At 54.2% G+C, this 22,831-nt stretch carries 23 protein-coding genes and 3 tRNA genes; 7 read left to right on the forward strand and 19 right to left on the reverse strand.

Annotation, left to right across the window (positions count from 1 at the left end):
* Window positions 1-2 precede the first annotated feature (2 nt).
* The 3 genes from WFK85_RS11330 to WFK85_RS11340 all read right to left on the reverse strand — a co-directional run bounded on the left by WFK85_RS11330 (window position 3) and on the right by WFK85_RS11340 (window position 3,989).
* Window positions 3-956: an ABC transporter permease subunit gene (locus tag WFK85_RS11330; RefSeq protein WP_166991564.1), complete on the reverse strand. Its 954-nt coding sequence runs from the start codon at window positions 954-956 to the stop codon at window positions 3-5.
* 58 nt (window positions 957-1,014) lie between these two features.
* Window positions 1,015-2,604, reverse strand: a complete 1,590-nt coding sequence (locus tag WFK85_RS11335; protein WP_336708244.1) for an ABC transporter substrate-binding protein — start codon at window positions 2,602-2,604, stop codon at window positions 1,015-1,017.
* 233 nt (window positions 2,605-2,837) lie between these two features.
* The gene (locus WFK85_RS11340; RefSeq protein ID WP_008453853.1) at window positions 2,838-3,989 is read right to left on the reverse strand and encodes a methyl-accepting chemotaxis protein; all 1,152 of its coding nucleotides are present in this window, start codon (window positions 3,987-3,989) and stop codon (window positions 2,838-2,840) included.
* A 340-nt stretch (window positions 3,990-4,329) separates the two neighbouring features.
* On the opposite strand from WFK85_RS11340, the gene yecR reads away from it, so the two are divergent.
* The 3 genes from yecR (at window position 4,330) to WFK85_RS11355 (ending at window position 6,523) form a co-directional block, all read left to right on the forward strand.
* Entirely contained in the window at window positions 4,330-4,671 is a 342-nt protein-coding gene (yecR, locus tag WFK85_RS11345) for a YecR family lipoprotein (RefSeq protein WP_166991556.1), read from the forward strand.
* Window positions 4,672-4,811: 140 nt separating this feature from the next.
* Window positions 4,812-6,086: a hypothetical protein gene (locus WFK85_RS11350; protein WP_336708246.1), complete on the forward strand. Its 1,275-nt coding sequence runs from the start codon at window positions 4,812-4,814 to the stop codon at window positions 6,084-6,086.
* The gene (locus WFK85_RS11355; protein ID WP_166991550.1) at window positions 6,086-6,523 is read left to right on the forward strand and encodes a DUF3574 domain-containing protein; all 438 of its coding nucleotides are present in this window, start codon (window positions 6,086-6,088) and stop codon (window positions 6,521-6,523) included. The genes WFK85_RS11350 and WFK85_RS11355 overlap by 1 nt, the downstream gene beginning before the upstream one ends.
* A gap of 46 nt (window positions 6,524-6,569) precedes the next feature.
* Here WFK85_RS11355 and WFK85_RS11360 read toward each other — a convergent pair whose 3' ends face one another.
* The gene (locus tag WFK85_RS11360) at window positions 6,570-7,751 is read right to left on the reverse strand and encodes a NupC/NupG family nucleoside CNT transporter (protein WP_008453845.1); all 1,182 of its coding nucleotides are present in this window, start codon (window positions 7,749-7,751) and stop codon (window positions 6,570-6,572) included.
* Between the two features lie 350 nt (window positions 7,752-8,101).
* Between WFK85_RS11360 and ftnA the strand changes: the two genes are divergently transcribed.
* Window positions 8,102-8,599 carry a non-heme ferritin gene (gene ftnA, locus WFK85_RS11365; protein ID WP_166872936.1) on the forward strand — a complete coding sequence of 166 codons (498 nt, stop codon included), beginning with the start codon at window positions 8,102-8,104 and terminating at the stop codon, window positions 8,597-8,599.
* Window positions 8,600-8,641: 42 nt separating this feature from the next.
* Here ftnA and WFK85_RS11370 read toward each other — a convergent pair whose 3' ends face one another.
* From WFK85_RS11370 to uvrY, 8 genes are all read right to left on the reverse strand, one after another.
* The gene (locus WFK85_RS11370) at window positions 8,642-9,217 is read right to left on the reverse strand and encodes a UPF0149 family protein (RefSeq protein WP_008453841.1); all 576 of its coding nucleotides are present in this window, start codon (window positions 9,215-9,217) and stop codon (window positions 8,642-8,644) included.
* Window positions 9,218-9,290: 73 nt separating this feature from the next.
* Window positions 9,291-10,034, reverse strand: a complete 744-nt coding sequence (locus WFK85_RS11375) for an alpha/beta hydrolase (protein ID WP_336708249.1) — start codon at window positions 10,032-10,034, stop codon at window positions 9,291-9,293.
* A gap of 122 nt (window positions 10,035-10,156) precedes the next feature.
* Window positions 10,157-10,242 (reverse strand) — tRNA-Leu (locus WFK85_RS11380).
* 12 nt (window positions 10,243-10,254) lie between these two features.
* A tRNA-Cys gene (locus WFK85_RS11385) sits at window positions 10,255-10,328 on the reverse strand.
* Between the two features lie 49 nt (window positions 10,329-10,377).
* Window positions 10,378-10,453 (reverse strand) — tRNA-Gly (locus WFK85_RS11390).
* Window positions 10,454-10,620: 167 nt separating this feature from the next.
* Window positions 10,621-11,169 carry a CDP-diacylglycerol--glycerol-3-phosphate 3-phosphatidyltransferase gene (gene pgsA / locus WFK85_RS11395; RefSeq protein WP_008453839.1) on the reverse strand — a complete coding sequence of 183 codons (549 nt, stop codon included), beginning with the start codon at window positions 11,167-11,169 and terminating at the stop codon, window positions 10,621-10,623.
* Window positions 11,170-11,226: 57 nt separating this feature from the next.
* Entirely contained in the window at window positions 11,227-13,059 is a 1,833-nt protein-coding gene (gene uvrC / locus WFK85_RS11400; protein WP_008453838.1) for an excinuclease ABC subunit UvrC, read from the reverse strand.
* Window positions 13,052-13,708, reverse strand: coding sequence for a UvrY/SirA/GacA family response regulator transcription factor (uvrY, locus tag WFK85_RS11405; protein ID WP_008453836.1), 657 nt, complete (start codon window positions 13,706-13,708; stop codon window positions 13,052-13,054). Before uvrY ends, uvrC begins: the two co-directional genes overlap by 8 nt.
* 482 nt (window positions 13,709-14,190) lie before the next feature.
* On the opposite strand from uvrY, the gene WFK85_RS11410 reads away from it, so the two are divergent.
* Window positions 14,191-14,415 (forward strand): DUF2594 family protein, encoded by a 225-nt coding sequence (locus WFK85_RS11410; RefSeq protein ID WP_008453834.1) that lies wholly within the window; start codon window positions 14,191-14,193, stop codon window positions 14,413-14,415.
* 68 nt (window positions 14,416-14,483) lie between these two features.
* Here the strand turns inward: WFK85_RS11410 and sdiA are convergent, their stop codons facing one another.
* On the reverse strand, window positions 14,484-15,206 hold the full coding sequence (gene sdiA, locus WFK85_RS11415; RefSeq protein WP_008453832.1) for a transcriptional regulator SdiA: 723 nt from the start codon (window positions 15,204-15,206) through the stop codon (window positions 14,484-14,486).
* A gap of 153 nt (window positions 15,207-15,359) precedes the next feature.
* Here sdiA and WFK85_RS11420 point away from each other — a divergent pair, with 153 nt between their 5' ends.
* Entirely contained in the window at window positions 15,360-16,721 is a 1,362-nt protein-coding gene (locus WFK85_RS11420) for a CoA transferase (protein ID WP_336708252.1), read from the forward strand.
* Window positions 16,722-16,740: 19 nt separating this feature from the next.
* On the opposite strand, the gene tcyN is transcribed toward WFK85_RS11420, so the two are convergent.
* From tcyN to fliA, 6 genes are all read right to left on the reverse strand, one after another.
* The gene (tcyN, locus tag WFK85_RS11425; protein ID WP_008453828.1) at window positions 16,741-17,493 is read right to left on the reverse strand and encodes an L-cystine ABC transporter ATP-binding protein TcyN; all 753 of its coding nucleotides are present in this window, start codon (window positions 17,491-17,493) and stop codon (window positions 16,741-16,743) included.
* Complete coding sequence (gene tcyL, locus WFK85_RS11430) at window positions 17,490-18,158, reverse strand: cystine ABC transporter permease (protein ID WP_008453825.1); 669 nt, start codon at window positions 18,156-18,158, stop codon at window positions 17,490-17,492. The genes tcyN and tcyL overlap by 4 nt, the downstream gene beginning before the upstream one ends.
* Before the next feature lie 34 nt (window positions 18,159-18,192).
* A complete protein-coding gene (gene dcyD, locus WFK85_RS11435; RefSeq protein WP_008453823.1) occupies window positions 18,193-19,179 on the reverse strand; it encodes a D-cysteine desulfhydrase in 987 nt (328 codons plus the stop codon).
* 118 nt (window positions 19,180-19,297) lie between these two features.
* Complete coding sequence (gene tcyJ, locus WFK85_RS11440; RefSeq protein ID WP_008453821.1) at window positions 19,298-20,098, reverse strand: cystine ABC transporter substrate-binding protein; 801 nt, start codon at window positions 20,096-20,098, stop codon at window positions 19,298-19,300.
* 85 nt (window positions 20,099-20,183) lie between these two features.
* Window positions 20,184-20,729, reverse strand: coding sequence for a flagella biosynthesis regulatory protein FliZ (gene fliZ, locus WFK85_RS11445; protein WP_008453818.1), 546 nt, complete (start codon window positions 20,727-20,729; stop codon window positions 20,184-20,186).
* A gap of 38 nt (window positions 20,730-20,767) precedes the next feature.
* Window positions 20,768-21,487, reverse strand: a complete 720-nt coding sequence (gene fliA / locus WFK85_RS11450) for an RNA polymerase sigma factor FliA (protein WP_008453816.1) — start codon at window positions 21,485-21,487, stop codon at window positions 20,768-20,770.
* 387 nt (window positions 21,488-21,874) lie between these two features.
* On the opposite strand from fliA, the gene WFK85_RS11455 reads away from it, so the two are divergent.
* Window positions 21,875-22,831, forward strand: coding sequence for an ATP-grasp domain-containing protein (locus WFK85_RS11455; RefSeq protein ID WP_286180175.1), 957 nt, complete (start codon window positions 21,875-21,877; stop codon window positions 22,829-22,831).

Raw genomic sequence — 22,831 nt, forward strand, 5'->3', positions numbered from 1 at the left:
GGTTACCTCAGCGCCTTAATGCGCGGGTCCGCCACGCGATACAGAAGATCGGCCAGCAGATTCCCCACAATCAGCATCAACGCTGAGAGCAGAATAATGGCCATGATCAGCGGGTAGTCGAGGGAGGTGATGGCCTGGATCCCCAGCAGCCCCATCCCCGGCCAGGAAAAGACGCTTTCCGTCACGTAGGCGCCCACCACCAGCTCGCCAAAAGAGAGGCCAAACAGCGTGATCACCGGCAGCAGCACGTTCTTCAGCACATGCCGGAACAGAACAGTGCGCCGGGTTGCCCCGTAGGCCAGCTGGGTTTGCACATAGTCGGCGGACAGCTGGCTAATGGTGTTCGAGCGGATGTAGCGCACATAGCTGGAGAGGTTATAAAACGTCAGCGCGATGCAGGGCAGAATGCCGTGACGAATCACATCGAGCCAGGAGTCCTCCGCGCCGATGGTTCGCATCCCCATGCTCGGCAGCCAGTTCAGCTGCACCGAAAACACGGTAATCAGCAGGATGCCAAACCAGAAGATCGGCACCGAGATCCCGACGTAAGCGAACAGGTTCAGAACATGGTCGAGCCAGCGGTGTTTGTACGCCCCCGCCAGCAGCCCCAGCGGGATCGCCAGCAGGATAGCTAACAACAAGGACGCGCCCATCAGGCCAAGCGTGGCCGGGATACGCTCACCGATCATCGTCAGCACCGGACGGTGGTAAATCAGGGAGTAGCCGAGATCGCCCTGCAGCAGATTTTTCAGCCACAGCAGGTACTGCACCGGCAGCGGCTTATCCAGCCCCATGCTCTGGCGGATGCGTTCGATATCCTCCGGGCTCATGCGCGGGGTGATATACGCCTGCACAGGATCGCCGGGGGCCAGCTTCACCAGTAAAAAAGAGACCAGCGAGATAAAAAGCAGCATCGGGAGCAGCTGCAGTAAGCGCCGGAAAAGAAGGTTATTCATAGTTTCGCCTTCCTCCGCCCGCCCGGCACAAACCGGCCGGGCGGAGGATTACTTATTGTTATTGTTGATAGATTTTCGACAGATCCTGGAACATATACACGGGCTTAGGCTCGGCTTCTTGCGTGCCGCCAAAACGTTTGTCCACCGCCACAACCGCGTTGGTGTAGGCAATCGGGTACCAGGCCATATCGCTGGCGACGGTTTGCTGGATCTGCTTGTAGATAGCCGCGCGCTTCGCCGCATCCGTTTCCGTTGCGCCCTGCTCCCACAGCGCATCAAACGCCGGGTTTTTATAGTGCGCGTAGTTATAGGCTTCGTTGCTCATATACAGCGACTTATAGCCGTCCGGCTCAGCGCCCATGATGTAACCGCCCAGGCTTAGTTCATAGGCCGTGTTTTTCATGTCCTGACTGCGCTGGGACATCGCGTTCGCATCCAGCGGCAGCAGTTCAACGTTGATGCCTATCGCCTTCAGCTGCTGCTGAATGTACAGCCCCATGCTTTCCTGGGTTTTATTGCTGTTGATGTAGGCCAGGCGCAGCTTCACGCCCTCCGGCTGCCCGGACGCTTTGAACAACGCTTTGGCTTTATCGAGATCGAACTTGTACGGTTCCACATCGCTGGTCTGGTAGAGGGTATCCGGGGTCAGAATAGAAGCCGCAGGTTTGGCGTAATCGAGAGAGGTGAACGCCGTTTGCACAAGGTCATCTTTATTCAGCGCGTAGGCGATGGCCTGACGAAGATCTTTGCTCTTCATGCTGTCAACGTTCTGGTTGAAAGTCATGTAGGCCAGGCGGCCTTCCGGGTAAATAACAAAATCAAACTTGCCGGTGGCTTTCAGGCGCGAAACATCCTGCGGATCGACCATCTTGAGATTGATCTCACCGTTCTGCAGCGCGAGGTTGGCAGAGTTGGCGTCCTTTGCAAAGCGGTAGGTGACCGAGTCGAGTTTCGGTTTACCGTTCCAGTAATCATCAAACCGCGTCAGGGCGTAGTACTGACCCGCCCGGTACTCTTTGAACTTGAACGGACCGGAGCCGACGGGCGCATCATTGCGGGTGCTCTTTTCCAGATCGCCTGCTTCGCTGCCGAAGATATGCTGTGGGATCGGGAAGATTTGCACCAGCGTACCGGCAAAGGCGGCGCTGACCTGAGGCAGCGTAAATTTAACCGTGAGCGGATCCACTTTGCTCACGCTCAGGGGCTGGTTGCCATAAACAAACATGCTGCGGAAGAAGCTATGCTGCTTTTCATCCAGCAGTTTATTAAAGGTGAACACCACGTCATCGGCGGTAATCGGCTGCCCATCCTGCCATTTCAGGTCAGGCTTGAGTTTCAGCGTCCAGGTGAGGTTGTCGGCTGACGGCGTCAGGCTTTCCGCCAGGCCCCATTCGATCTTGTCGCCGTTGTAGCTGTACAGCGGCGAGTAAAGCGCCTGCATGATGGTTAACGTAGTCCGATCGCTGGCGTACAGCGGGTTCATGGCCAGCGGATCGCCGGAGGTGATGCCGATTATCAGGCTGCCGCCCTGCTGCGCTTCTTTTGCCGGGGCGGGGGCCGCCGCGGTCTCTTTTTTAGCGTCATCACAGCCGCTTAAGGCCAGGGCCAGCGCGGCGACCAGCGCCGACAATACCAGAGGTTTACGCATTGCTTCAGAAACTCCTTGCTCAATAAGAGCCCGCATAGTGCGACACTCGCGATCGCTTGTAAATGTTCCTAAAAAGCATAAGCTTAGCCGATTTTTAACTATCCGCACGGTGCCTGACGCCAATGCCTGCGGGGAATATTATTTCCCCCATCTGCGTCACATATTTTTGTTTCCGCGCCTGTTTAAGACGTAAAAAAAGCAGCCCGGAGGCTGCTTTGTCACATGCGTGGTTCTCAGACTGCGTTAAGCCGGAACATTGCCACCGCGTCATGCAGGTGGTGCGCCTGTTTCTCCAGTTCAACGGAAGAGAGCACCGACTTCTGGACCAGATTCACGTTCTGCTGCGTCACGCTGTCCATTTCCCGAACGGCGATCCCGACCTGCCCGATGCCCTGACTTTGCTCGAGGGACGCGCTGGCAATCTCCCCCATGATGTCATTCACCTGCTTCACGGCGCGGAGGATCTCATCCATTGCCTCCCCCGCTTTACGCACCTGCTGCGACCCGGTGTGAATATTACTGACCGAATCGTTGAGCAGGGTTTCAATCTCTTTTGCGGCCCCGGCGCTTCTGCTGGCCAGATTACGTACCTCGCTGGCGACGACCGCAAAGCCTTTGCCCTGCTCTCCCGCTCTTGCCGCCTCCACCGCGGCATTTAGCGCCAGAATGTTGGTCTGGAACGCAATGCTGTTAATCACCGTGGTGATATCGACAATTTTGTTCGCGCTGCTGGCAATCACATCCATGGTCTTCACTACCTGCTTCACCGAATCCCCGCCGTTTACCGCAGTGTTGGTGGCATTCTGCGCGAGGTGGCTGGCGTGATTTGCATTGTCGGCGTTCAGCTTCACCGTGCTGTTCAGCTGCGCCATGCTGGCGCTGGTCTGCTCCAGCGCGGCGGCCTGTTGCTCCGAACGGGATGACAGGTCAGTGTTAACCCCGGACACTTCGGTGGCGTTGGTGCGAATAGCCTCGGCGCTGTCCCGGATGCGGCTCACCGCCCTTTGCCAGTTTTCCTGCATTTTTTGAATCGGCGGCACCATCAGGCCAATACAGTTGCGCCCCAAATCCGGCAGCGTGGCAGCCAGTTCTCCCTGCGCCAGGACGTGCATGTGGTGGCGGATCGTATTAACCGGCTTTACCAGGCAAAACCACAGGTAGCGTTCTGTAAAAATGACGATCGCAATGCTGATAGCAATGGAGATAATCAGCATCCGTTGGGCCGTGTTAATCCACGTGAGCTGATCCGGGCTCAGCGCAAGCTGTTGCTTGAGGTTATGTAATAGCCATAGCGTCGCGCCCGCCACGCAGATCCATGCCAGCGTGGAAAAGATTTGTATCAGCACCACCATCGCGCGAATTTTAATATTGCGAACAATGTTCATTTTTTGGTTCCCCGGTAAAAAATAAAATGCACTTCCTGTGCGGCTTTAGCGACGCGCGTCCTGATTTATTCCCTCGTATACCTGCATAAGTGAAATTAAATCGCGCCGTAGCGCTATTGTCGGCACGGTTCAGCAAAACTTGACGCGTTTTTGATCAAAAAATCGCCGCGTATTTTGTGGGGAATTTACGTTAGGTAAAAAGTTTTTATTTCGTAATTTGAATTAAGGGTTATTTAAAATTCGAAATTTATGGAATTTACGGCCCGCCTAATCGAACAGGCTTTTCTGCCCGCCACGCGTGCTACCATGAAGGCGGTTAAGTATGAGGTATGAATCAACGATGAAGCGCATTTTTCTGGCCGTTACCGCCCTGTTACTGAGCGGATGCACCGTAAGCAAAACACCTGTTCCGCTTAATGCCAATGAGCCTGCCGGTGTTGTTCGCCTCGCCTATAGCCTGCCGCCGCTGCAAACGGCCAAAGTGGATAAATTCCTCGCCCAGTCCACGGCATCGCGTCAGTGCCAGCAATGGGGCTATGCCAGCGCACTCCCTTACGGCAGCGATATCAAGACCTGTACCACCTACAGCGGCACCCTTTGCCTGAACACCCAGGTGGTGCTGGAATACCAGTGCCGCGGCGTGACCGGCCCACAGTATGCGGGCGTCACCAGCAACTGGTAATCTACCGATACTCCTCTATTTTTAGAGACAACTGTACAAAGAGAAGCCTGACGCCAATGTAACCCGTTCCTGACGATAAATATCTCGCGCTGCCGTTTTCCCACGGCGGCTTGACTCTATTTTTTCATCAGGAACTTAACATGCTTCTTCTATTGCTACGCGCCCTGCGCCAGCACCGCTGGTTCACGCTGCTCGGGCTGGCGCTGCTGTTTTCTTCTGTGGGTAACGGCCTGACTTACGTTCTGGTCTTCAGTCAGCTGTTAAACAGTCACGCTACCCCCTCCTGGCTTTCTCTTGCTTACGTCCTCGCCCTTGCGCCCGGCTTACCTGCCAGCTTTGCTGGCGTGTGGTTATTAAAGCGCTGGCCGGCGTTTTCTGTGCTGCTTCTCGGCGAAGTTTTCGGTCTTACAGGTCTGCTTCTGCCGTGCCTTGCGCTGTGGAATGAACACCCAGGCTTGCTGTTGTTAAGCCAGGCCGCCGCCGCTTTTAGCACCGGCCTGACGGTGCCGGCCTTAAGTCAGCTTTTCAAACAAGGTTTATCTAAAGCGCTAATGCCCGCCGCCGCAGGCGTTGAAACGCTGGTGTTTGCCGCCAACGTTATCTTCGGCGTGGGGCTTGGGACATTATTATATGGCCACGTCAGCCTCTGGCTGATGCTGCTGCTGGATGCAATCAGTTTCATCGTTGCCATAGGGCTGCTCTGGTACGCCTCGGCGGCCTTTGTTATGAAGGCAAAAGAAGACAGCGCCCCAGACGAAAGCGAGGAGTTTAGCTGGCAGAACGTTACCCCGGTGCAAAAGCGCAGCCTGTTGCTGTTGCCCAGCCTTGCGCTGGTCGGCGCCCCCGTAATGGCTTTGCTCCCGGCGCTGGCTCCTGCGTTGCCGGGTGATAACGCGGCCAATGGCCTGGCGCTGCTGTTTGCCCGTAGCGCTGGGCAACTGCTCGCCCCGCTCCTGCTCAGCGAAAAACAGGTGCGCAACCGGGCGGGTAAAAGCTTCCCGCTAATGCTGGCGCTGCTGCTTTTTACTTTGTGTTATTTCGCCGTGGGTTACTCGGGCACTTTGTGGCTGGCGGTGCCGCTGATCGTTATCGCTCATTTGTTCAGTAACTGGTTCTATCTGGTCGCCACGCTCAACGTGATGGACAGTTTCCCTGGCCCACAGGTCGGCGCCGCTATGGCGGCAACCTGGCGACTGCAGCTCGGCATTACGTTAGTCGTCCCGCTGGTCACGGGAACGATTGCCGGATACTTCCCGGCGCAGTGGGTGCTGCCCGGCAGCGGCATCTGCGGGATTATTATTGCCCTATTGATGCTCGGCGACTTGCGAAAAGTGCGGAATTGTAATTTTATATCGCGGCGGAATCATTCCGCATTTAATTTTAATAATGATGATGACAGCAAGACAGGTGGATAATGGTATTTTATAAAGCAACACTGGCCGGGGCATTAGCTCTGGCTCTGACGGGCTGCGTCACGCCAGCGAAAACCACATCGGCGGTTACCGCCCCGGCTAAACAGTGCCAGGCAGGCGATCAGATGACGCAAACCACGCTCTATTTCGGCATCAGCCGCCCATCCGGCGCGGAAATTACCGCCAATGAATGGCGCAGCTTCGTGGATAAAGACGTGACCCCGCGTTTCCGCGAAGGGCTGACCGAATATGACGCCAAAGGCCAGTGGCTGAATGCTAAGGGTGAAGTGACCCACGAACCGAGCAAGGCGATCATGCTGATTCGCGGCAGCGATGCGGAGAGCAGCAAAAAGGTAGACGAACTGCGCTCTATCTATAAAACTCGCTTTGCGCAGGAATCCGTGATGCGCGTTGACCAGCCGGTCTGCGCCGCGTTCTGATGATTTTGCGTTAAAGAAACGGCGGGGAAACCCGCCGTTTTTATTTTTACAGAACCAGCCCGGCAAACGCCGCGGACAGCAGGCTGACCAGCGTCGCGCCGTACACCAGGCGCAGGCCAAAGCGAGACACCACGTTCCCCTGCTTTTCGTTCAGCCCTTTAATAGCCCCGGCCACAATCCCGATGGAAGCAAAGTTAGCGAAGGACACCAGGAAGACCGACAGGATCCCCAGCCCGCGCGGCGACAGCGTCGCCATGATCTTCTGCAGCTCAATCATCGCCACAAATTCGTTCGCCACCAGTTTGGTCGCCATAATGCCGGCCGCTTTCAGCGCATCCGCCTGAGGAATCCCCACCAGCCAGGCAAACGGATAGAAAACGTAGCCCAGAATTTGCTGGAAGCTCAGACCGAAGACGGTCGCGAACAGCGCATTAATGGCGCTGATAAGCGCGATAAAACCAATCAGCATCGCCAGAATAATCATCGCCACTTTGAAACCTGCGAGGATGTATTCCCCCAGCATTTCAAAGAAGCTTTGGGATTCGTGCAGCTTCTCAAGCTTGATTTCTGGCTCAGCGCCCGGGCGGGTCGGGTTAATGATCGACAGGATAATGAACGTGCTGAACATATTCAGGATCAGCGCCGCAACCACATACTTCGGCTCCAGCATCGTCATGTAGGCCCCGACGATGGACAGCGAAACCGTGGACATCGCCGTTGCGGCCATGGTGAACAGGCGGCGAGAACTAAGGTCGCCCAGCACGCCTTTGTAGGCGATAAAGTTTTCGGACTGTCCCAGAATCAGCGAGCTCACGGCGTTGAATGATTCCAGCTTGCCCATGCCGTTCACTTTAGAAAGCAGCGTACCGACAATGCGAATAATAATAGGCAGAATGCGGAAGTGCTGCAGGATCCCGATCAGCGCCGAGATAAAGATGATCGGGCACAGCACGCCGAGGAAGATAAAGGCCAGGCCCGCTTTGCTCATGCCGCCAAAGACGAAGTCGCTGCCCTGCCCGGCGAAGGTCAGAAGGTGGCCAAAGAAACCGGACACGCCGTTAATCACCCACAAGCCGCTGTCGGAGTGCAGGAAGAAGAACGCCAGCAGGCCTTCAATGACGACAAGTTGTAACAAATAGCGGATGCGGATGGTTTTACGATCGAAGCTCACCAGCCACGCCAGTCCCATGATGACAAAAAGTGCGAGAAGAAAATGAAGAATATTCATGTGCAGTCTAATTTTGAAAGAAACGTATTTAGCCACAGCTCCCGCGTCAGGTAAATGGCGGGCATAAGAATATTTAGCCATAAGTTTTTCCAATGACAATATAGGCTTACTCTTAGCATGGTTACCATTTTGCGCGGCTAAATATGACTAATTCATGATACGTTATTTGGCAATAAAATAGCGAAGCGGAACAAGATTAATTCTCATTATTAATTCATTTTGTCACAAATAAAATAATAGTAACAACCATTCTCATTACACTAATATAATTAACAATTTCTTTGCATTATGGAAAATTAATAATTAAAGTAGCGCCATATTAACGCCCCTCAAAAAATATGGAGCCTGTGATGCTGAAGACGGAAATGATTGAAAAACTGAACGAGCAGATGAACCTTGAACTCTACTCCTCCCTGCTTTACCAGCAGATGAGCGCCTGGTGCAGCTATCACAGCTTCGAAGGGGCTGCCGCGTTCCTGCGCCGCCACGCTCAGGAAGAGATGGAGCACATGCAGCGTCTGTTTGCATATTTAAGTGATACCGGGAGCATGCCGCGTATTAACGCCATTCAGTCCCCGTATTTAGAATACGCTTCACTGGACGAATTATTTAAAGCGACCTACGAGCACGAGCAGTTAATTACGCGTCAGATTAATGCTCTGGTCCATTCCGCAATGACCTCTCAGGATTATCCAACCTTTAATTTCCTGCAGTGGTATGTTGCCGAGCAGCATGAAGAAGAGAAACTGTTTAAATCCGTGCTGGATAAACTCAGCCTGGTGGGCAAAAGCGGCGAAGGCCTTTACTTTGTCGATAAAGAGCTGGCCACGCTGGACGCTCAGGCTTAATTGCCGTTAAGTAGCAGGCCATTGCGGCCTGCTATTTTCATTTTAGTGCAGCGCCCCGCCGTTTCGCTGGCTGTGCCAGTATCCGTATAACGCCAGTGCCGCAGGTTTAATCGCCTCAATGCTCGCCAGAAATGCTTCCGGCGTCAGGCTTTCAAACTTCGCTTCATTCTCTTCCAGCCCATGCAGGGCAATCGCCTCCAGCTCTGGCTGAAGTTCTGCCGGCAGCGCAGGCCAGCTTTCCAGTGACACACCGCGCATGTAGCCGTAGCACCACTCTTCCACGATGGTGATTTCGCGGTTATCCACTTCGCTGGTACCAAACAGAGGCTCAAACTGCCCCGGATACTCCGCCAGGCGTTCGGCAATGTCGTTCATATGCTGGAACACCAGTACGCTAAAGCGCGTCAGCTCTTCTTTGCTTTCCCATTCCGGCTCGACATCGCCGCCCCATACCGCCCGCAGCACGGTAGCAGGTTCGGTCACAGTTGGCCCTGACAGCAGCGCCGTGAGCAGCCCATCCAGCTCGGCTACATCAATCACCGAATGCGCGGTGCCATACTTCAGCAGAATGTCATCCAGCCAGATAATTTCGTCTTCGTTCAGCGGGCCCTGGGTCATTTTTGGCTTCCTCGTCTCGCGTTTTGAATAAAATTTGGCGTAGTGTACCCGTTCTACGCGCGACGAGTCATTGTCATTCCGCTTTCGTCAGGCATTCCACCAATAATTGACAGGTTTTGTCGTAGAGCGAGGGAGTGTGCTGCAGCGCCTGCCAGACGCTGTTGTGGTCGGCGCCCGGCACAGTCAGCAAAGCATGTTTGCCCTGCCCCGACGTCGAATCATAAAGCCGGGGCGGGATCTCCGCCGGGATCACCCGGTCTTCAGCCGCAGCGATGACCAGAACATTACCGCCAAACTCAGTCACGGCCTGCCAGGCGTCACTGTCGGCCCAGCTTCGCGGCTGGCGGATAATGGCGGAAAATTCAGGCCCGAAGTTTACCCGGTAAGCCGAAGGGTGATACACGCCCGGCACCATCAGGATAAGGGAACGCAGAGATACGGATTGGCTCAGTTGCAAAGCGTTGTATGCCCCCATGCTGACGCCCATGCAGCCGGTCAGTTGAGAACCTAAATGTTCGGCAACCGCAAGGGCCTGGTCTGTGCGGCTGATTAAAGAAGATTGAGAGAGATCGCCGCCAGTTTCCCCATGCCCGATACAATCAAAAGCCGTGCTGCCAAAACCCAGCTCAGCCATTAAGTGCCGGTACCGAAGGCTCGCCTCGCGGTCTTTTGAACCTCCGTGGATCATCAGGACGTGGCCTTTACTGGCGAAAATGCTGTCAGCCTTGAGCGCGCGGCCCTGGAAAGCGACATCAAATGGGTGTCGGGAGAAAATGTTCATCGTTACCAGATGGAATGCCAGGGAAGGGTTTAGCATGGCATGCTTTTAGCGGAACAGGCAGGATAATTTTCAGAATGGCAAATCGCAGGCAATAAAAAACCACCCGAAGGTGGTTTACACGACACTGCTTATCATTGATTTTATTCTTTTTATTCCCATGGTACCCGGAGCGGGACTTGAACCCGCACAGCCATAAGCCGAGGGATTTTAAATCCCTTGTGTCTACCGATTTCACCATCCGGGCTCGGGAAGAAATTGGAGGCGCGTTCCGGAGTCGAACCGGACTAGACGGATTTGCAATCCGCTACATAACCGCTTTGCTAACGCGCCAAAATCTTTTGCCTTTGCAGGCGGCAACAGAAAGTCTATTACCTGAATTTGGAGCGGGAAACGAGACTCGAACTCGCGACCCCGACCTTGGCAAGGTCGTGCTCTACCAACTGAGCTATTCCCGCTTTTTGTACAAGTGACTGTTGGTGGCTATTAAGCTAATCACTTGATTTTATTATCTTCCGGCAAACCTTGCTGCCTTTCGATGCGTTGCATTCTACTTACCTGACGCAATGAGTCAATGAAATTTTCTAACACCACGAATCGTTTGCTGAATTTTGCGTCGGATAGATCACGGTTCGAGCAAATCACCGCGTGCCGCGGCCAAATATTGGAACATTGACCAGAACGTTAGCACCGCCGCAACGAAGAAAAGCGCGATACCGGTGTACTCAATCCACATGTTTGGCCGCCAAAGCATGCCAATCAGCGCCAACATTTGCGCCATTGTTTTGGTTTTACCGATCCAGGAAACCGCCACACGGCTGCGCTTACCAATCTCCGCCATCCATTCACGCAGCGCGGAAATAATGATCTCGCGGGCGATCATCGTGGCCGCAGGCAAGGTCACCCACCAGGCGTGATAATGCTCTACCACCAGCACCAGCGCCACCACCACCATCACCTTATCGGCAACGGGATCGAGGAATGCGCCGAAGCGGGTGCTTTGATTCCAGCGACGCGCGAGAAAACCGTCAAACCAATCGGTGATAGCCGCCAGCCAAAAAATGAAAGCGCAAAGGAAAGGTGCCCAGTTGAACGGCAGATAAAACGCCAGCACAAAGAACGGGATAAGGATGACACGAAACAGCGTGAGCAGTGTTGGGATATTGAATCGCATAGTGCCAGTTAACTATCTGTCATAAGTGGAAATTGTCTCTATGTTGCTACAGAGCCCTTAATGTTTCAACGAGTAGTAGATCTTTTCTGCCAATGCCTGCGAGATGCCCGGCACTTTTGCTATCTCCTCGATGGAGGCGTTGATTAACGGTTGCAATCCGCCCATATACTTCAGCAGCATCTGACGGCGCTTTGGCCCGATGCCTTCAATCGTCTCCAGCGAACTGGTGCTTTTCACCTTCGCTCGTTTTTTACGGTGGCCGGAGATCGCATGATCGTGTGAATCATCGCGAATGTGTTGGATCACATGCAGCGCCGGAGAATCCGGTGGTAAAGAGAACCCCTCACCTTCCGGCTCAAAGAACAATGTTTCCAGCCCGGCTTTGCGGTCGCTGCCTTTGGCCACGCCCAACAATAAAGGATGGTGTTTATCCCAGGGCACGTCCAGCTCGGCAAACACCGCCTTCGCCTGCCCCAACTGCCCCTTCCCGCCGTCGATCAGGATCACGTCCGGGATTTTGCTCTCTTCTATTGCTTTACCGTAGCGGCGGCGCAGCACCTGATTCATGGCGGCGTAGTCGTCCCCCGGCGTAATACCGGTAATATTGTAGCGGCGGTATTCCGCCCGAAGCGGGCCGTTACTGTCGAACACCACGCAGGAAGCGACGGTTTGCTCCCCCATCGTATGGCTGATATCAAAACACTCCATCCGCTTCACTTCAGGAAGTTTTAGCACTTCGGCCAGCGCTTTCAGGCGCTGCTGGATGGTGGATTGCTGTGAAAGTTTTGTCACCAGCGCCGTTGCCGCGTTGGTGCGGGCAAGCTTCAGGTAACGCGCCCGATCGCCGCGAGGTTTAGTCTGCACATTCACTTTACGCCCGGCCAGCTCGCTCAACGAATCCGCCAGCAGAGATTTGTCCGCCAGCGCAAAGTCGAGCAGGATTTCAGACGGCAGCGTGCGCATCTGGCTGCCCTGGAGATAGAACTGCCCGACAAACGTCTCCACCACTTCGCTAAGTTCGGTGCCTGCCGGGACTTTCGGGAAGTAGCTGCGGCTGCCCAATACTTTGCCCTGGCGAATGAACAAGACGTGTACGCAGGCCATACCCGCATCAAAGGAGACACCAATCACGTCCAGATCGTCGCCGGTGTTGGAGACAAACTGTTTTTCGGTAATACGTCGGACCGCCTGAATCTGATCGCGGATCCTCGCGGCCTCTTCAAATTCAAGATTTTTGCTCGCCGCTTCCATGCGGGAAATAAGCTGCGTCAGCACCTGGTCGTCCTTCCCGGCTAAAAACAGGCGAACATAGTCCACCTGCCGGGCATAGTCTTCTTCTGTGACCAGGCCTGAAACACAGGGGCCAAGACAGCGGCCGATTTGATACTGAAGACAAGGCCGCGAGCGGTTGCGGTACACGCTGTTTTCACACTGGCGAACCGGAAAGACTTTTTGCAGCAGCGCCAGCGTTTCCCGCACCGCATAGCCGTTAGGAAACGGGCCAAAGTATTCTCCCTTCGCGTGCTTCGCGCCGCGGTGCATCGCCAGCCGCGGATGGCTGTCGGCGCTCAGGAAGATAAAGGGATAAGATTTATCGTCTCGCAGCAGCACGTTGTAGCGCGGCTGATAGAGCTTGATGTAGTTGTGCTCCAGCAGCAAAGCCTCGGTTTCCGTGTGGGTCACCGTGACATCAATGTGCTGGATCAACGCCACCAGCGCCTCAGTTTTACGGCTGGCAAGATTCGTGCGGAAATAGCTGGAGAGGCGTTTCTTCAGGTCTTTAGCTTTGCCGACATAGATAACCGTGCCGCCGGCATCGTACATGCGGTAGACGCCGGGCTGGCTGGTTACCGTCTTGAGAAAAGCCCGGGAATCAAAAGGTTCACTCACTGCTGATTAACGTCTCCGCATTGAATAACCCGTGGCGAATCGCCAGGTGCGTCAGCTCCACGTCCCCGCTGATATTCAGTTTACTAAACATGCGGTAGCGGTAACTGTTCACCGTTTTAGGGCTGAGATTAAGCTGCTCAGAGATCTCATTGACCTTCTGGCCTTTAGTGATCATCAGCATAATCTGTAATTCACGCTCAGACAAACTGGCAAAGGGGGATTCTGCCTCGGGTGCAATCTGGCTTAAGGCCATCTGTTGGGCAATGTCGGAGGCGATGTAACGCTGGCCCGCATTAACGGAACGAATGGCATTTACCACGTCCTGAGGCGCTGCGCCTTTACTTAGATACCCTGCTGCACCGGCCTGCATGACTTTGGCAGGCAGCGGGTTCTCAGTGTGGATAGTCAACATGATAACTTTGATATCTGAAGAGTAGCGGGCAATTTTACGGGTGGCTTCCAGGCCACCTATCCCCGGCATATTCATATCCATTAACACGACATCGACCGGGTTACTGCGGCACCATTTGATGGCATCCTCACCGCAGTTCACTTCACCCGAGACTTTGATGCCTTTAATCTCTTCCAGAATGCGTCGTATCCCTGCGCGCACCAGTTCGTGGTCATCAACAAGAAGAACGTTGATCAAAGGGCTATTCTCCAGAAAGGGATAACGCTGCTGATAGCTAATTGGCCATATATTAACGTTTTTCCGGCAACATTAAAATCCAAATTGCGGTCAGCACATTCTGTTAACACTTAAGAAGAATATATCTTTACTTTCAGATCTGTTTCTGCGGCACACCTCAACATTCTAAACACCGTGTTCAGGCGATTATTCTCTGATTAAAAAACAGCTAATTATCAAAATGCGACCATCATCAAGAATAAAATCCTTCTTCTCTCTCTTTATTTAACGTTAGTTAAACGAGAGCGAAACAATTTTTTTTAATTCTCATCGCTTCCTGCGGGAATAACCCTGAGCAAGGGTTGTTTATTACCATAAACATTCAGATGCATTCTCATTCGTCGAACATGAATAATTCTGATGAATGTTATGGTATACTCCGCCGCCTTATGAATATCACTGTGCATAATGGCAGCGTACAAACTAAGCATTGAGGAAAGTAAATGAGCACTCCAGATTTTTCCACCGCCGAAAACACCCGTGAACTGGCACAAGAAGTCACCTGTCTGAAGACGCTGTTAACCCTGATGCTGCAGGCTATGGGCCAGGCCGATGCGGGCCGCGTTATCCTGAAAATGGAAAAGCAGATCGCTCAACTGGAAGACCCAACTCAGGCTGAAGTATTCAGCAATACCGTTAAGCAAATTAAACAGGCTTACCGTCAATAAGCCGGGGCGGCTGGCAGAATCCGGGTTCGCCAGCCGTCAGCACCTGACGCAACACTTGCCCTCCAGGTTCAGATAATCCCCATCGCCGCCGCATAGCAGGCTATCTGCGTCTTGTTTGGCGCGTTGAATTTCTTCTGCATATTCTTCTGATGGAAGTTCACCGTGTTCTCAGAAATGGACAGGATAATCGCAATTTCTGCCGACGTTTTCCCTTCGCCGGTCCACTGAAGAATCTCTCTTTCGCGCTTGCTGAGCTTCATGTCAATCATCTCGACCGACGGATCGTCCAGCCGATTTAACGTCGCCATACTCAGCTCCGCAAGGTAGCTCAGCCGCAGCCCAAGTTCATCTTCCGACACAAGTTCCTTGCGAACGCCAGAGCGTGAAACAGAGAGAAAACCCGCCGTACGATTAGGGGCCATCACGCAATGTGTGCGCCCGGTCGCCAGACCGTGATCGCGCGCGGCATCCCAAAGCTCACGAGATTCAGCAAACAGGGCATCGCTCCAGATTATTTCACCCCGCATGAAATTAGACTGTTTCAATACCGGGTCAATGGCAAAATAGTTTTCAGTCACGTACCACTCCAGCCATTTTTGCGGATAAGAACTCTGCAATGATAATTTAGGCCGCGTAAAAGGCACCGGGTGCCGAACACACAGCGAAAAATAATCAAACTCGAGGCGCTGAGTTTGTTGTTGAACTAAAGTTTGTAATTCGCTGGCTTCAGTAATTGACAGGAAAAGTTCGAGCGCTTCCCGTCGCCAGCTAAAAAAGTTACGTTCCAGCATTATATCTGGCGTCTCTCCTGGCGCTAAAAAGTATTTCATTAATAGAATGTAATAAGCTAACACATTTATTAAACTAATTAATGTGATTTATGGTTTTTCCGCCATAATTCTTCGGTTTTTACATATGTCAGGAAAAATTTACTGGAGCTCTGTATGGTTAAATCTTCGTTTTCCCTCCTCTTCGGATCAATGGTCCGGGATCTGGGGCTGGAAATCGCTCAGCCGTCAGTGGCCGTGACGGGTCAAGGTGAGCTCAGTTCCCGTTTTCCTGTGACCGAATTCGCCACCGCCAGCCTGGCGACGGCGGGTTGTGCTCTGAGAGCGCTGCTTGCCCGCCCGGATGCGCCGCTTTATATAGACCAGCGGCTGGCCTCATACTGGTTTTCAAGCAGCCATTTCCCCGTGAACCGCGCTCCTGCCGCGCTGTGGGATGAATTTGCCGGGGATTATGCCACTCGGGACGGCTGGATCCGCCTGCATACCAACGCGCCGCATCATCGCCAGGCAATGGAAAGCATCCTGGGTGTGAGCAAGGATAAATCTGCGCTCGCCCAGCGAGTTACCGCGTGGGGAAAAACTGAGCTTGAAGCGGCGATCGTTGCCGCAGGTGGATGCGCGGCAGCGATGTTAAGCCACGACGAATGGCTGAAGCATCCTCATGGGAAAACCGTTGCGGCAGAGCCATTGTTCTGGCAGCAACGCCATGCCGAAGCCCCTCGCCCTGCATTAGCATTGCCACCAGCCCGCCCGCTGGCAGGCCTCCGCGTGCTGGATCTCACTCGTATTATTGCTGGCCCGGTTGCCACCCGATTTTTGGCCGGTCTTGGGGCGCAGGTGCTGCGCCTTGATCCCCCTGAATGGGAAGAGCCGACGCTGGTTGAGGAAGTTACTCTCGGGAAAAAATGCGCGAGGCTCGACCTCAGATCTGCCGAAGGCAGAGAGCGGTTCAAGGCCCTGCTCGCCGATGCCGATGTGCTGGTGCATGGCTACCGGGCGGATGCTCTGGAAGCCCTGGGTTTTGATGCCGAAACCCGACAGCAGCTCTCTCCCGGTCTGATAGACGTGTCGCTCAACGCCTGGGGATGGCACGGGCCGTGGCGTAACCGCCGTGGTTTCGACAGCCTGGTCCAGATGTCCAGCGGTATCGCCGACGCGGGCATGCACTGGAAAAATACCGGCCGGCCTCACCCGCTCCCCGTTCAGGCACTGGATCACGCCACGGGTTACCTGCTTGCCGCTGCAGTGCTAAAAGGCCTCCAGGTCCGACATGAGCAGCGTCAGGGCTACAGCGCACGCCTGTCGCTCGCCCGAACGGCCGCTTTATTAATGTCTTGCCCGGCAGGAGGTCAATCAGCGCTTGCCGCTATCGGCCCGCATGATTACCAGCCGACGATGGAGTGGTCTGCCTTTGGGCTGGGAAACCGGTTGAAGTTCCCGCTGAGGCTGGCAGGCACGCCGGTTATCTGGGGCACACCACCGGCGGCACTCGGCTCCGCGAAAGCCGCCTGGGGGTGAAACCAGGCCTGCCTCGCGGTTACTGGGTCAAAAATTTCTCCAGAAATTGCCGCGTGCGCGGCTGCTGTGGGCTGGCGAAAAGCGCTTTTGCCGGCCCCTGCTCCACAATCTTGCCCTGATCCATGAATATTGCCCGGTCGGCCACATCCCGGGCGAAGCTCATTTCATGGGTCACAATGACCATGGTGCGTTTCTCATTCGCCAGCTGGCGAATAGTATTCAGCACTTCTCCCACCAGCTCAGGATCGAGCGCCGAAGTCGGTTCATCAAACAAAATAACTTCTGGCCGCATGGCCAACGCACGGGCAATCGCCACCCGCTGCTGCTGCCCGCCTGACAGGCGACGTGGGTAGCTGTTCTCTTTCCCGCTTAAGCCCACCTTCTCCAGCAGCTCGCGCGCCCGGACAATGGCTTCTGCTTTCGGCTCGCCCTTAACGATGACCGGGCCTTCAATAATATTTTCCAGCACCGTGCGGTGTGGGAAAAGATTGAAACTCTGGAACACAAACCCCACCTGCTGGCGCAGCGCACGAATTTTCTCTTTCTGCTTTGCCAGAGACTGTCCGGCATCAATCGTGATATTCCCCACCTGAATCGTGCCGCTGTCCGGCTCTTCCAGCAGGTTAATACTGCGCAATAGCGTGGTTTTTCCTGAGCCACTTGGGCCAATGATCGCCACCACTTCGCCAGGTTTAACGTCCAGATCTATGCCGTGCAGCACCGTCTGCCCGTGGAATTTTTTCACCAGTTTTTTAACGTCAATGGCGCTCATTTCGGCTCCCTGTCCTGGCGATTAAGCTGGTTTTCAAAATAGTTTTGCAGCGTGGAGAGCACCGTCGCCATTACCCAGTAGACCAGGGATGCGGCGAGATACATGGTGAACACTTCCAGCGTGCGGGAGGTGATCAGCTGCGCCTGACGGAACAGCTCCGGCACCTGAATGGTGGCCGCCAGCGAGGTGTCCTTCACCAGGCTGATAAAGCTGTTCCCCAGCGGCGGCAGCGCCACGCGGGCCGACTGCGGCAGAATCGCGCGGCGCAGCGTTTGCCAGCGAGTCATCCCGATACTGGCCGCCGCTTCCCACTGGCCTTTATCAATAGAGGCAATGGCCGCCCGAAGGGTTTCAGAGGCGTAAGCCGCCGTGTTTAACGACAGGCCAATCATCGCCGACGGGATAGGATCCAGCTCAATGCCAAACTGCGGCAGCCCGTAATAAATCATAAACAGCTGAGCGATAAGCGGCGTCCCGCGGAAAATGGAAACATAAAAACGCGACAGCAGCGAAAAAGGCCAAAACGCCGACAGGCGCATCAGCGCCAGCATAAACCCGAGGATCAGGCCAAAAAACATCCCGCCGATACTCAGCTGGAGCGTGAAAACCGCCCCTTTAAGCAGATACGGTGCTGAGTCCAGCACCAGTTGCAAACTTTCTTGCATGGTGATTCCTGATGATTAAGACCAGACCCGCGTCTTACAGATGCGGATGGTAGGCAAACAGCGCCGGCGCTCCGCCGGTATGAATAAAGGCAATGGGCCCCTGATCCTTAAATCTTTTTTGCGCCACGCCGTCAATAAGCCCGGCCATCGCTTTGCCGGTGTAGACCGGGTCAAGCAGGATGCCTTCAAGTCTGGCCAGCAGCTTCACCGCTTCCATCCCCTCTTCATTCGGCGTGCCGTAGCCTGGCGCGAAATAGTCATCCCACAGAATAATTTCACTGGTCGCGCTAACCTCAAGCGACTTCGCCACGGCCTGCTGCAGGGCGACAACTTTGGGTTTTTGCTGCGCCACGGTTCTGGACACAGTGACGCCAATCAGCTCCACGTCCGGCATCAACTGCTCAAGGCCGACCGCCAGACCAGCATGCGTCCCCGCGCTGCCGGAGGCAACCACCACGGATGACAGGTTCACGGCGTTCTCACACTGCTGAGCAATTTCCAGCGCGCTTTCAACATACCCTAGCGCACCTAACGCATTAGAGCCGCCGACCGGAATAACATAAGGCCGGAATCCCTGCGCTTCCAGACGCGTAGCCACCGCTTCCAGCTGCTTATCCGGGGCGTTCAGCGCCTCGCACATTTCAACTTCGACATTGAAAAGATCGACCAGCAGACGGTTGCCGTTGGTCAGGTAGTTTTCGGCTTTTGTCCCGATAGGGTTTTCAAGCAGCGCCACGCAATGTAGCCCAAGCTTTGCCGCCACCGCCGCCGTCTGGCGAACGTGGTTAGACTGGATAGCGCCTGCAGTGACCAGCGTATCGGCCCCTTCCCGCAGCGCATCCGCCGCCAAAAATTCAAGCTTGCGCAGCTTGTTGCCGCCCATCGCCATCGGCGTCACGTCATCACGTTTAATATAAATTTCACGGCCAAGATAGTCCGAAAAGCGCGGCAAATATTCCAGCGGCGTCGGTGCGCCAATAAATTCCAGACGAGGAAAACGCGTTAGGTGATGCAGTGACATAGGGCCTCCTGAGCCGATATCGATATCCAGTTTTATTATGCACCAGAGAGACAGTTTCCTTCTCTGGAGTAAATAAAAAAAGGTGCTGAAATCAGCACCTTTTCACTGTGATACCGCGCTACTTAGTGACGTCCGCCCCGAACCATTTATCGGACAGCTTAGCCAGAGATCCGTCTTTCTGCATTTCAGCGATAGCCGCATCGATGGCTTTCAGCAGATCTTCATTGCCTTTACGCACGGCAACGCCCGCTTCCTGACGGGAGAACGCATCGCCCGCTACCGCCAGCGTATTGTTGGTTTTCTTAACCAGATCCAGCGCGGCGAGACGGTCGACCAGAATCGCGTCAATACGGCCCACGCGCAGATCCTGATATTTGGTCGGGTCATCATCATAGGTACGGATGTCTACGCCCGGTACGTTTTCACGCAGCCACTGCTCGTAGTTAGTCCCAAGGCCAACGCCCACTTTTTTGCCCTTCAGGTCGGCGGCGGTTTTAATCCCACCTTCGTTGCCCTTCTTCACCAGTGCCTGAATACCGGAGATGGTGTAAGGGGTAGAGAAGTCGTATTTTTTCTTACGTTCGTCGGAAATGGTGACCTGATTAATCACCACATCAATGCGTTTAGAATCTAAAGACGCCAGCATGCCGTCCCATTTGGTCGGCTTCAGCGCGGCTTTAACCCCCAGGTGCTGAGCCAGTTGCTCGGCAAATTCGACTTCAAAGCCGGTCAGCTTGCCGTCATCGCCCTGGAAGCTGAACGGCGGATAAGTGCCTTCCAGCCCCACCAGCAGCGTGCCGCGCTCTTTGACTTTATTCAGAAGATTTTCTGCCGCGAAGGTTTTCACGCTTGCGCCGGCCACCAGAGCAACGGCCAGGACGCCCATCAGCGCCTGACGCCCGATCATTTTTAATTTCATGTTTACCCCGATTATTTACGTTTTTTGTAGTGTAGCGGGCGGCTTCGGGATATATCAAAACCAGTCCGCTACAACTTATGCAAATTTAGTATATATCGGAGGTTGCGCTAATTTCCTGACTCGGGATCGCATGCCCCTGCACCTGGAATTGCCAATATTTGCGTAACGCAATGCGGTAATTATTGGTGCTGGTGCGGGGCAGCCAGGCGTCCAGCGTCTCGTCCAGCAGGCCTTGCAGCGAGCCGGGAAGCGGGACTTTATGCTCACTCAGATGATTACCCAGGCGGCGCAGACGAACCACGTACTCACGGATCGTGCCGTGGCTCATTTCGGTTTGCTCAAACAGATACTGTTTGAAGCCAATAATATCGAAGTAGTTGTTTTGTTCTTTGCAGTGCAAATCACCGCAAAAACGACATAGCGCCATCCACTCTTTCTGCTCGATAAGCCAGGTGGCCTCATCAATAAGCGTATCAAGTTGAGCAATGGTGGCTTTATTGATAATCACCCCGCTGCGCGTGAGCGTGATGCGGTCGAGCAGCTTACTGCAATGTGCACAATGTGTCTGGGTGTGTTTGAAATCTTTGAGATAGCGGCTTAATGGCCGTCTTTTTGACTGCTGCACCGTCATGATAATTCCCAGGTCGTCAGATAATTGTGCGGCACTCCCTACAACTTACCCAGTTTGGTGCGCAAACGCTTGATCGCCTGGCTATGCAACTGGCTAACCCGTGACTCACCCACATCAAGCACCGCACCAATCTCTTTCAGATTCAGCTCTTCCTGGTAATAAAGCGTCAGCACCAGTTGTTCGCGTTCCGGTAAAGCCTCAATGGCTTCCATTACGCGCTGGCGAAGATTGCTGTCCAGTAATTGCTGTAGCGGGTTTGCCTGCTGGTGTTCCTCGGTGACCAGTTCAATGCTATCGCCATGCTCTTCCCGCCACTCGTCATAAGAGAAGAGCTGGCTGTTATTGGTGTCGAGCAACATCTGGCGATACTCTTCGAGCGGGATGTCCAGCCGCTCCGCGACTTCCGTCTCGGTAGCGTTACGCCCCAGCTCTTGCTCCAGTTGACCAATCGCCTGTGCCACACCGCGAGCGTTACGCCTGACGCTTCGCGGCACCCAATCACGGCTGCGCAACTCATCAAGCATCGCCCCACGGATGCGCTGCACCGCGTAGGTAGTAAATGCCGTTCCCTGCAGGGCATCGTAACGTTCGACTGCGTTCAACAACCCGATGCCGCCTGCCTGTAGCAGATCGTCGAGCTCCACACTCGCCGGCAGACGTACCTGCAGGCGCAATGCTTCGTGACGCACAAGCGGTACATAACGCTGCCACAGCGAGTGTTTATCCATTACACCTTCAGCGGTATACAGTGAATTCACGATAAACAGCCCTGCGTTAGTTGAGTTATCGGCATGATTATCCGTTTCTGCAGGGGTTTTAATCGGATGAATAGTGGGTGAAATGGGGGGTTATTTGGAGGTTATGAAGAAATAACCCTCTGGAATTTTAACCATAATGTAAGGCAAAACATGTTCTGGCTTACTTAAAAGTATCAATTGGTTGTTAAATATTAACGTCACATACTATAGCGAAACCGTAGAAATTAAGCCGGAGAATCTATCCTGCAAAAAAAGGATAAAATCATCTGTTATTCCAGGCCTGATCTCTGGCGGGATTATCATACAGTGATAAATATACGCGTCGTTTCTCTGCGGCAAACTTCCTCCTGCCGTCAGGCGAAGCAGATTACAAGACAGGTCATTTACATGAACATTTTAATTACGGCTATAGGGTCAATGTCTGCGCCAGCCGTGATAAGTGCGCTGAAACGCGCATCCCACACCGTCATCGGGTGTGATATCTACCCCGAGCAATGGGTGTATGCCTCTCGTCTGGTCGACGATTTTGTTCAGGTTCCGCGTGCAACGAATAGCCAGGCCTTTATCGAAAGTATCAATGCGATTTGCGACCAGCATCGCATTGACGCCATCATCCCACTAACCGATGTTGAAGTTGACACGCTTTCTGATGCCTGGGGTGAACTGTGTTCGTCCGCCATGCTGGCGCTAATGGCAGCAGAATCTATCGCGGTTGCCAGGGATAAGCTAACCTGGAGCCAACGATTTTCCCATAACGAGGCGTTTCTCTCGCTGCCTACTGTCGCCCTCTCTGAGTCCCAAACGCTTTCCTTTGGTTTCCCGGTTATCCTTAAACAGAGGAATGGCCGCAGCAGCGAAGGGCTTCGCCGCGTAGAGACCCAGGCCGAACTGATTGAGCTACGTCAGCGGCTGAACGGCAACGACTGGATAGTCCAGCCGTATCTGCCGGGAGATGTTCACGTCATTGATATTGTCCGGCAGCGCGAGACCGGCGAATGGGCGGCCGTTGCACGCAAAGAGCTGTTGCGCACCGCGAACGGCGCCGGATTAACCGTTGAGATTGTCCAGGATGAGGCACTGCTCGCCAAAGCGGCAGAAGTTGCCCGCCTGCTCGACCTGAACGGCTGCATCAATATTGAATTTATGCGCCATTCCACCGGGGATTACCTGATGGACATCAACCCCCGCTTCTCAGCCGGGGTCGAATTTTCGGTCATGGCAGGCTACGACATGATTACCAATCATCTTCACTGTTTCACCCGCCAGCCTATTCAACCCGCAGTTGCCGTACAAAACGCCGTCTTTACGCGCCACTACGTCGCTGAGAAATCATTCACAGGATAG

Origin of the sequence: Cedecea sp. VD22, assembly GCF_037150195.1 — a bacterium.
Taxonomy (GTDB): Bacteria; Pseudomonadota; Gammaproteobacteria; order Enterobacterales; family Enterobacteriaceae; genus Cedecea.

What these genes read in the sequence shown, in the direction of transcription:
- WFK85_RS11330 (WP_166991564.1), bottom strand. Translation starts at nt 956, where the DNA reads ATGAATAACCTTCTTTTCCGGCGCTTACTGCAGCTGCTCCCGATGCTG.
- WFK85_RS11335 (WP_336708244.1), bottom strand. Translation starts at nt 2,604, where the DNA reads ATGCGTAAACCTCTGGTATTGTCGGCGCTGGTCGCCGCGCTGGCCCTG.
- WFK85_RS11340 (WP_008453853.1), bottom strand. Translation starts at nt 3,989, where the DNA reads ATGAACATTGTTCGCAATATTAAAATTCGCGCGATGGTGGTGCTGATA.
- yecR (WP_166991556.1), top strand. Translation starts at nt 4,330, where the DNA reads ATGAAGCGCATTTTTCTGGCCGTTACCGCCCTGTTACTGAGCGGATGC.
- WFK85_RS11350 (WP_336708246.1), top strand. Translation starts at nt 4,812, where the DNA reads ATGCTTCTTCTATTGCTACGCGCCCTGCGCCAGCACCGCTGGTTCACG.
- WFK85_RS11355 (WP_166991550.1), top strand. Translation starts at nt 6,086, where the DNA reads ATGGTATTTTATAAAGCAACACTGGCCGGGGCATTAGCTCTGGCTCTG.
- WFK85_RS11360 (WP_008453845.1), bottom strand. Translation starts at nt 7,751, where the DNA reads ATGAATATTCTTCATTTTCTTCTCGCACTTTTTGTCATCATGGGACTG.
- ftnA (WP_166872936.1), top strand. Translation starts at nt 8,102, where the DNA reads ATGCTGAAGACGGAAATGATTGAAAAACTGAACGAGCAGATGAACCTT.
- WFK85_RS11370 (WP_008453841.1), bottom strand. Translation starts at nt 9,217, where the DNA reads ATGACCCAGGGCCCGCTGAACGAAGACGAAATTATCTGGCTGGATGAC.
- WFK85_RS11375 (WP_336708249.1), bottom strand. Translation starts at nt 10,034, where the DNA reads ATGCTAAACCCTTCCCTGGCATTCCATCTGGTAACGATGAACATTTTC.
- pgsA (WP_008453839.1), bottom strand. Translation starts at nt 11,169, where the DNA reads ATGCGATTCAATATCCCAACACTGCTCACGCTGTTTCGTGTCATCCTT.
- WFK85_RS11410 (WP_008453834.1), top strand. Translation starts at nt 14,191, where the DNA reads ATGAGCACTCCAGATTTTTCCACCGCCGAAAACACCCGTGAACTGGCA.
- sdiA (WP_008453832.1), bottom strand. Translation starts at nt 15,206, where the DNA reads ATGCTGGAACGTAACTTTTTTAGCTGGCGACGGGAAGCGCTCGAACTT.
- WFK85_RS11420 (WP_336708252.1), top strand. Translation starts at nt 15,360, where the DNA reads ATGGTTAAATCTTCGTTTTCCCTCCTCTTCGGATCAATGGTCCGGGAT.
- tcyN (WP_008453828.1), bottom strand. Translation starts at nt 17,493, where the DNA reads ATGAGCGCCATTGACGTTAAAAAACTGGTGAAAAAATTCCACGGGCAG.
- tcyL (WP_008453825.1), bottom strand. Translation starts at nt 18,158, where the DNA reads ATGCAAGAAAGTTTGCAACTGGTGCTGGACTCAGCACCGTATCTGCTT.
- dcyD (WP_008453823.1), bottom strand. Translation starts at nt 19,179, where the DNA reads ATGTCACTGCATCACCTAACGCGTTTTCCTCGTCTGGAATTTATTGGC.
- tcyJ (WP_008453821.1), bottom strand. Translation starts at nt 20,098, where the DNA reads ATGAAATTAAAAATGATCGGGCGTCAGGCGCTGATGGGCGTCCTGGCC.
- fliZ (WP_008453818.1), bottom strand. Translation starts at nt 20,729, where the DNA reads ATGACGGTGCAGCAGTCAAAAAGACGGCCATTAAGCCGCTATCTCAAA.
- WFK85_RS11455 (WP_286180175.1), top strand. Translation starts at nt 21,875, where the DNA reads ATGAACATTTTAATTACGGCTATAGGGTCAATGTCTGCGCCAGCCGTG.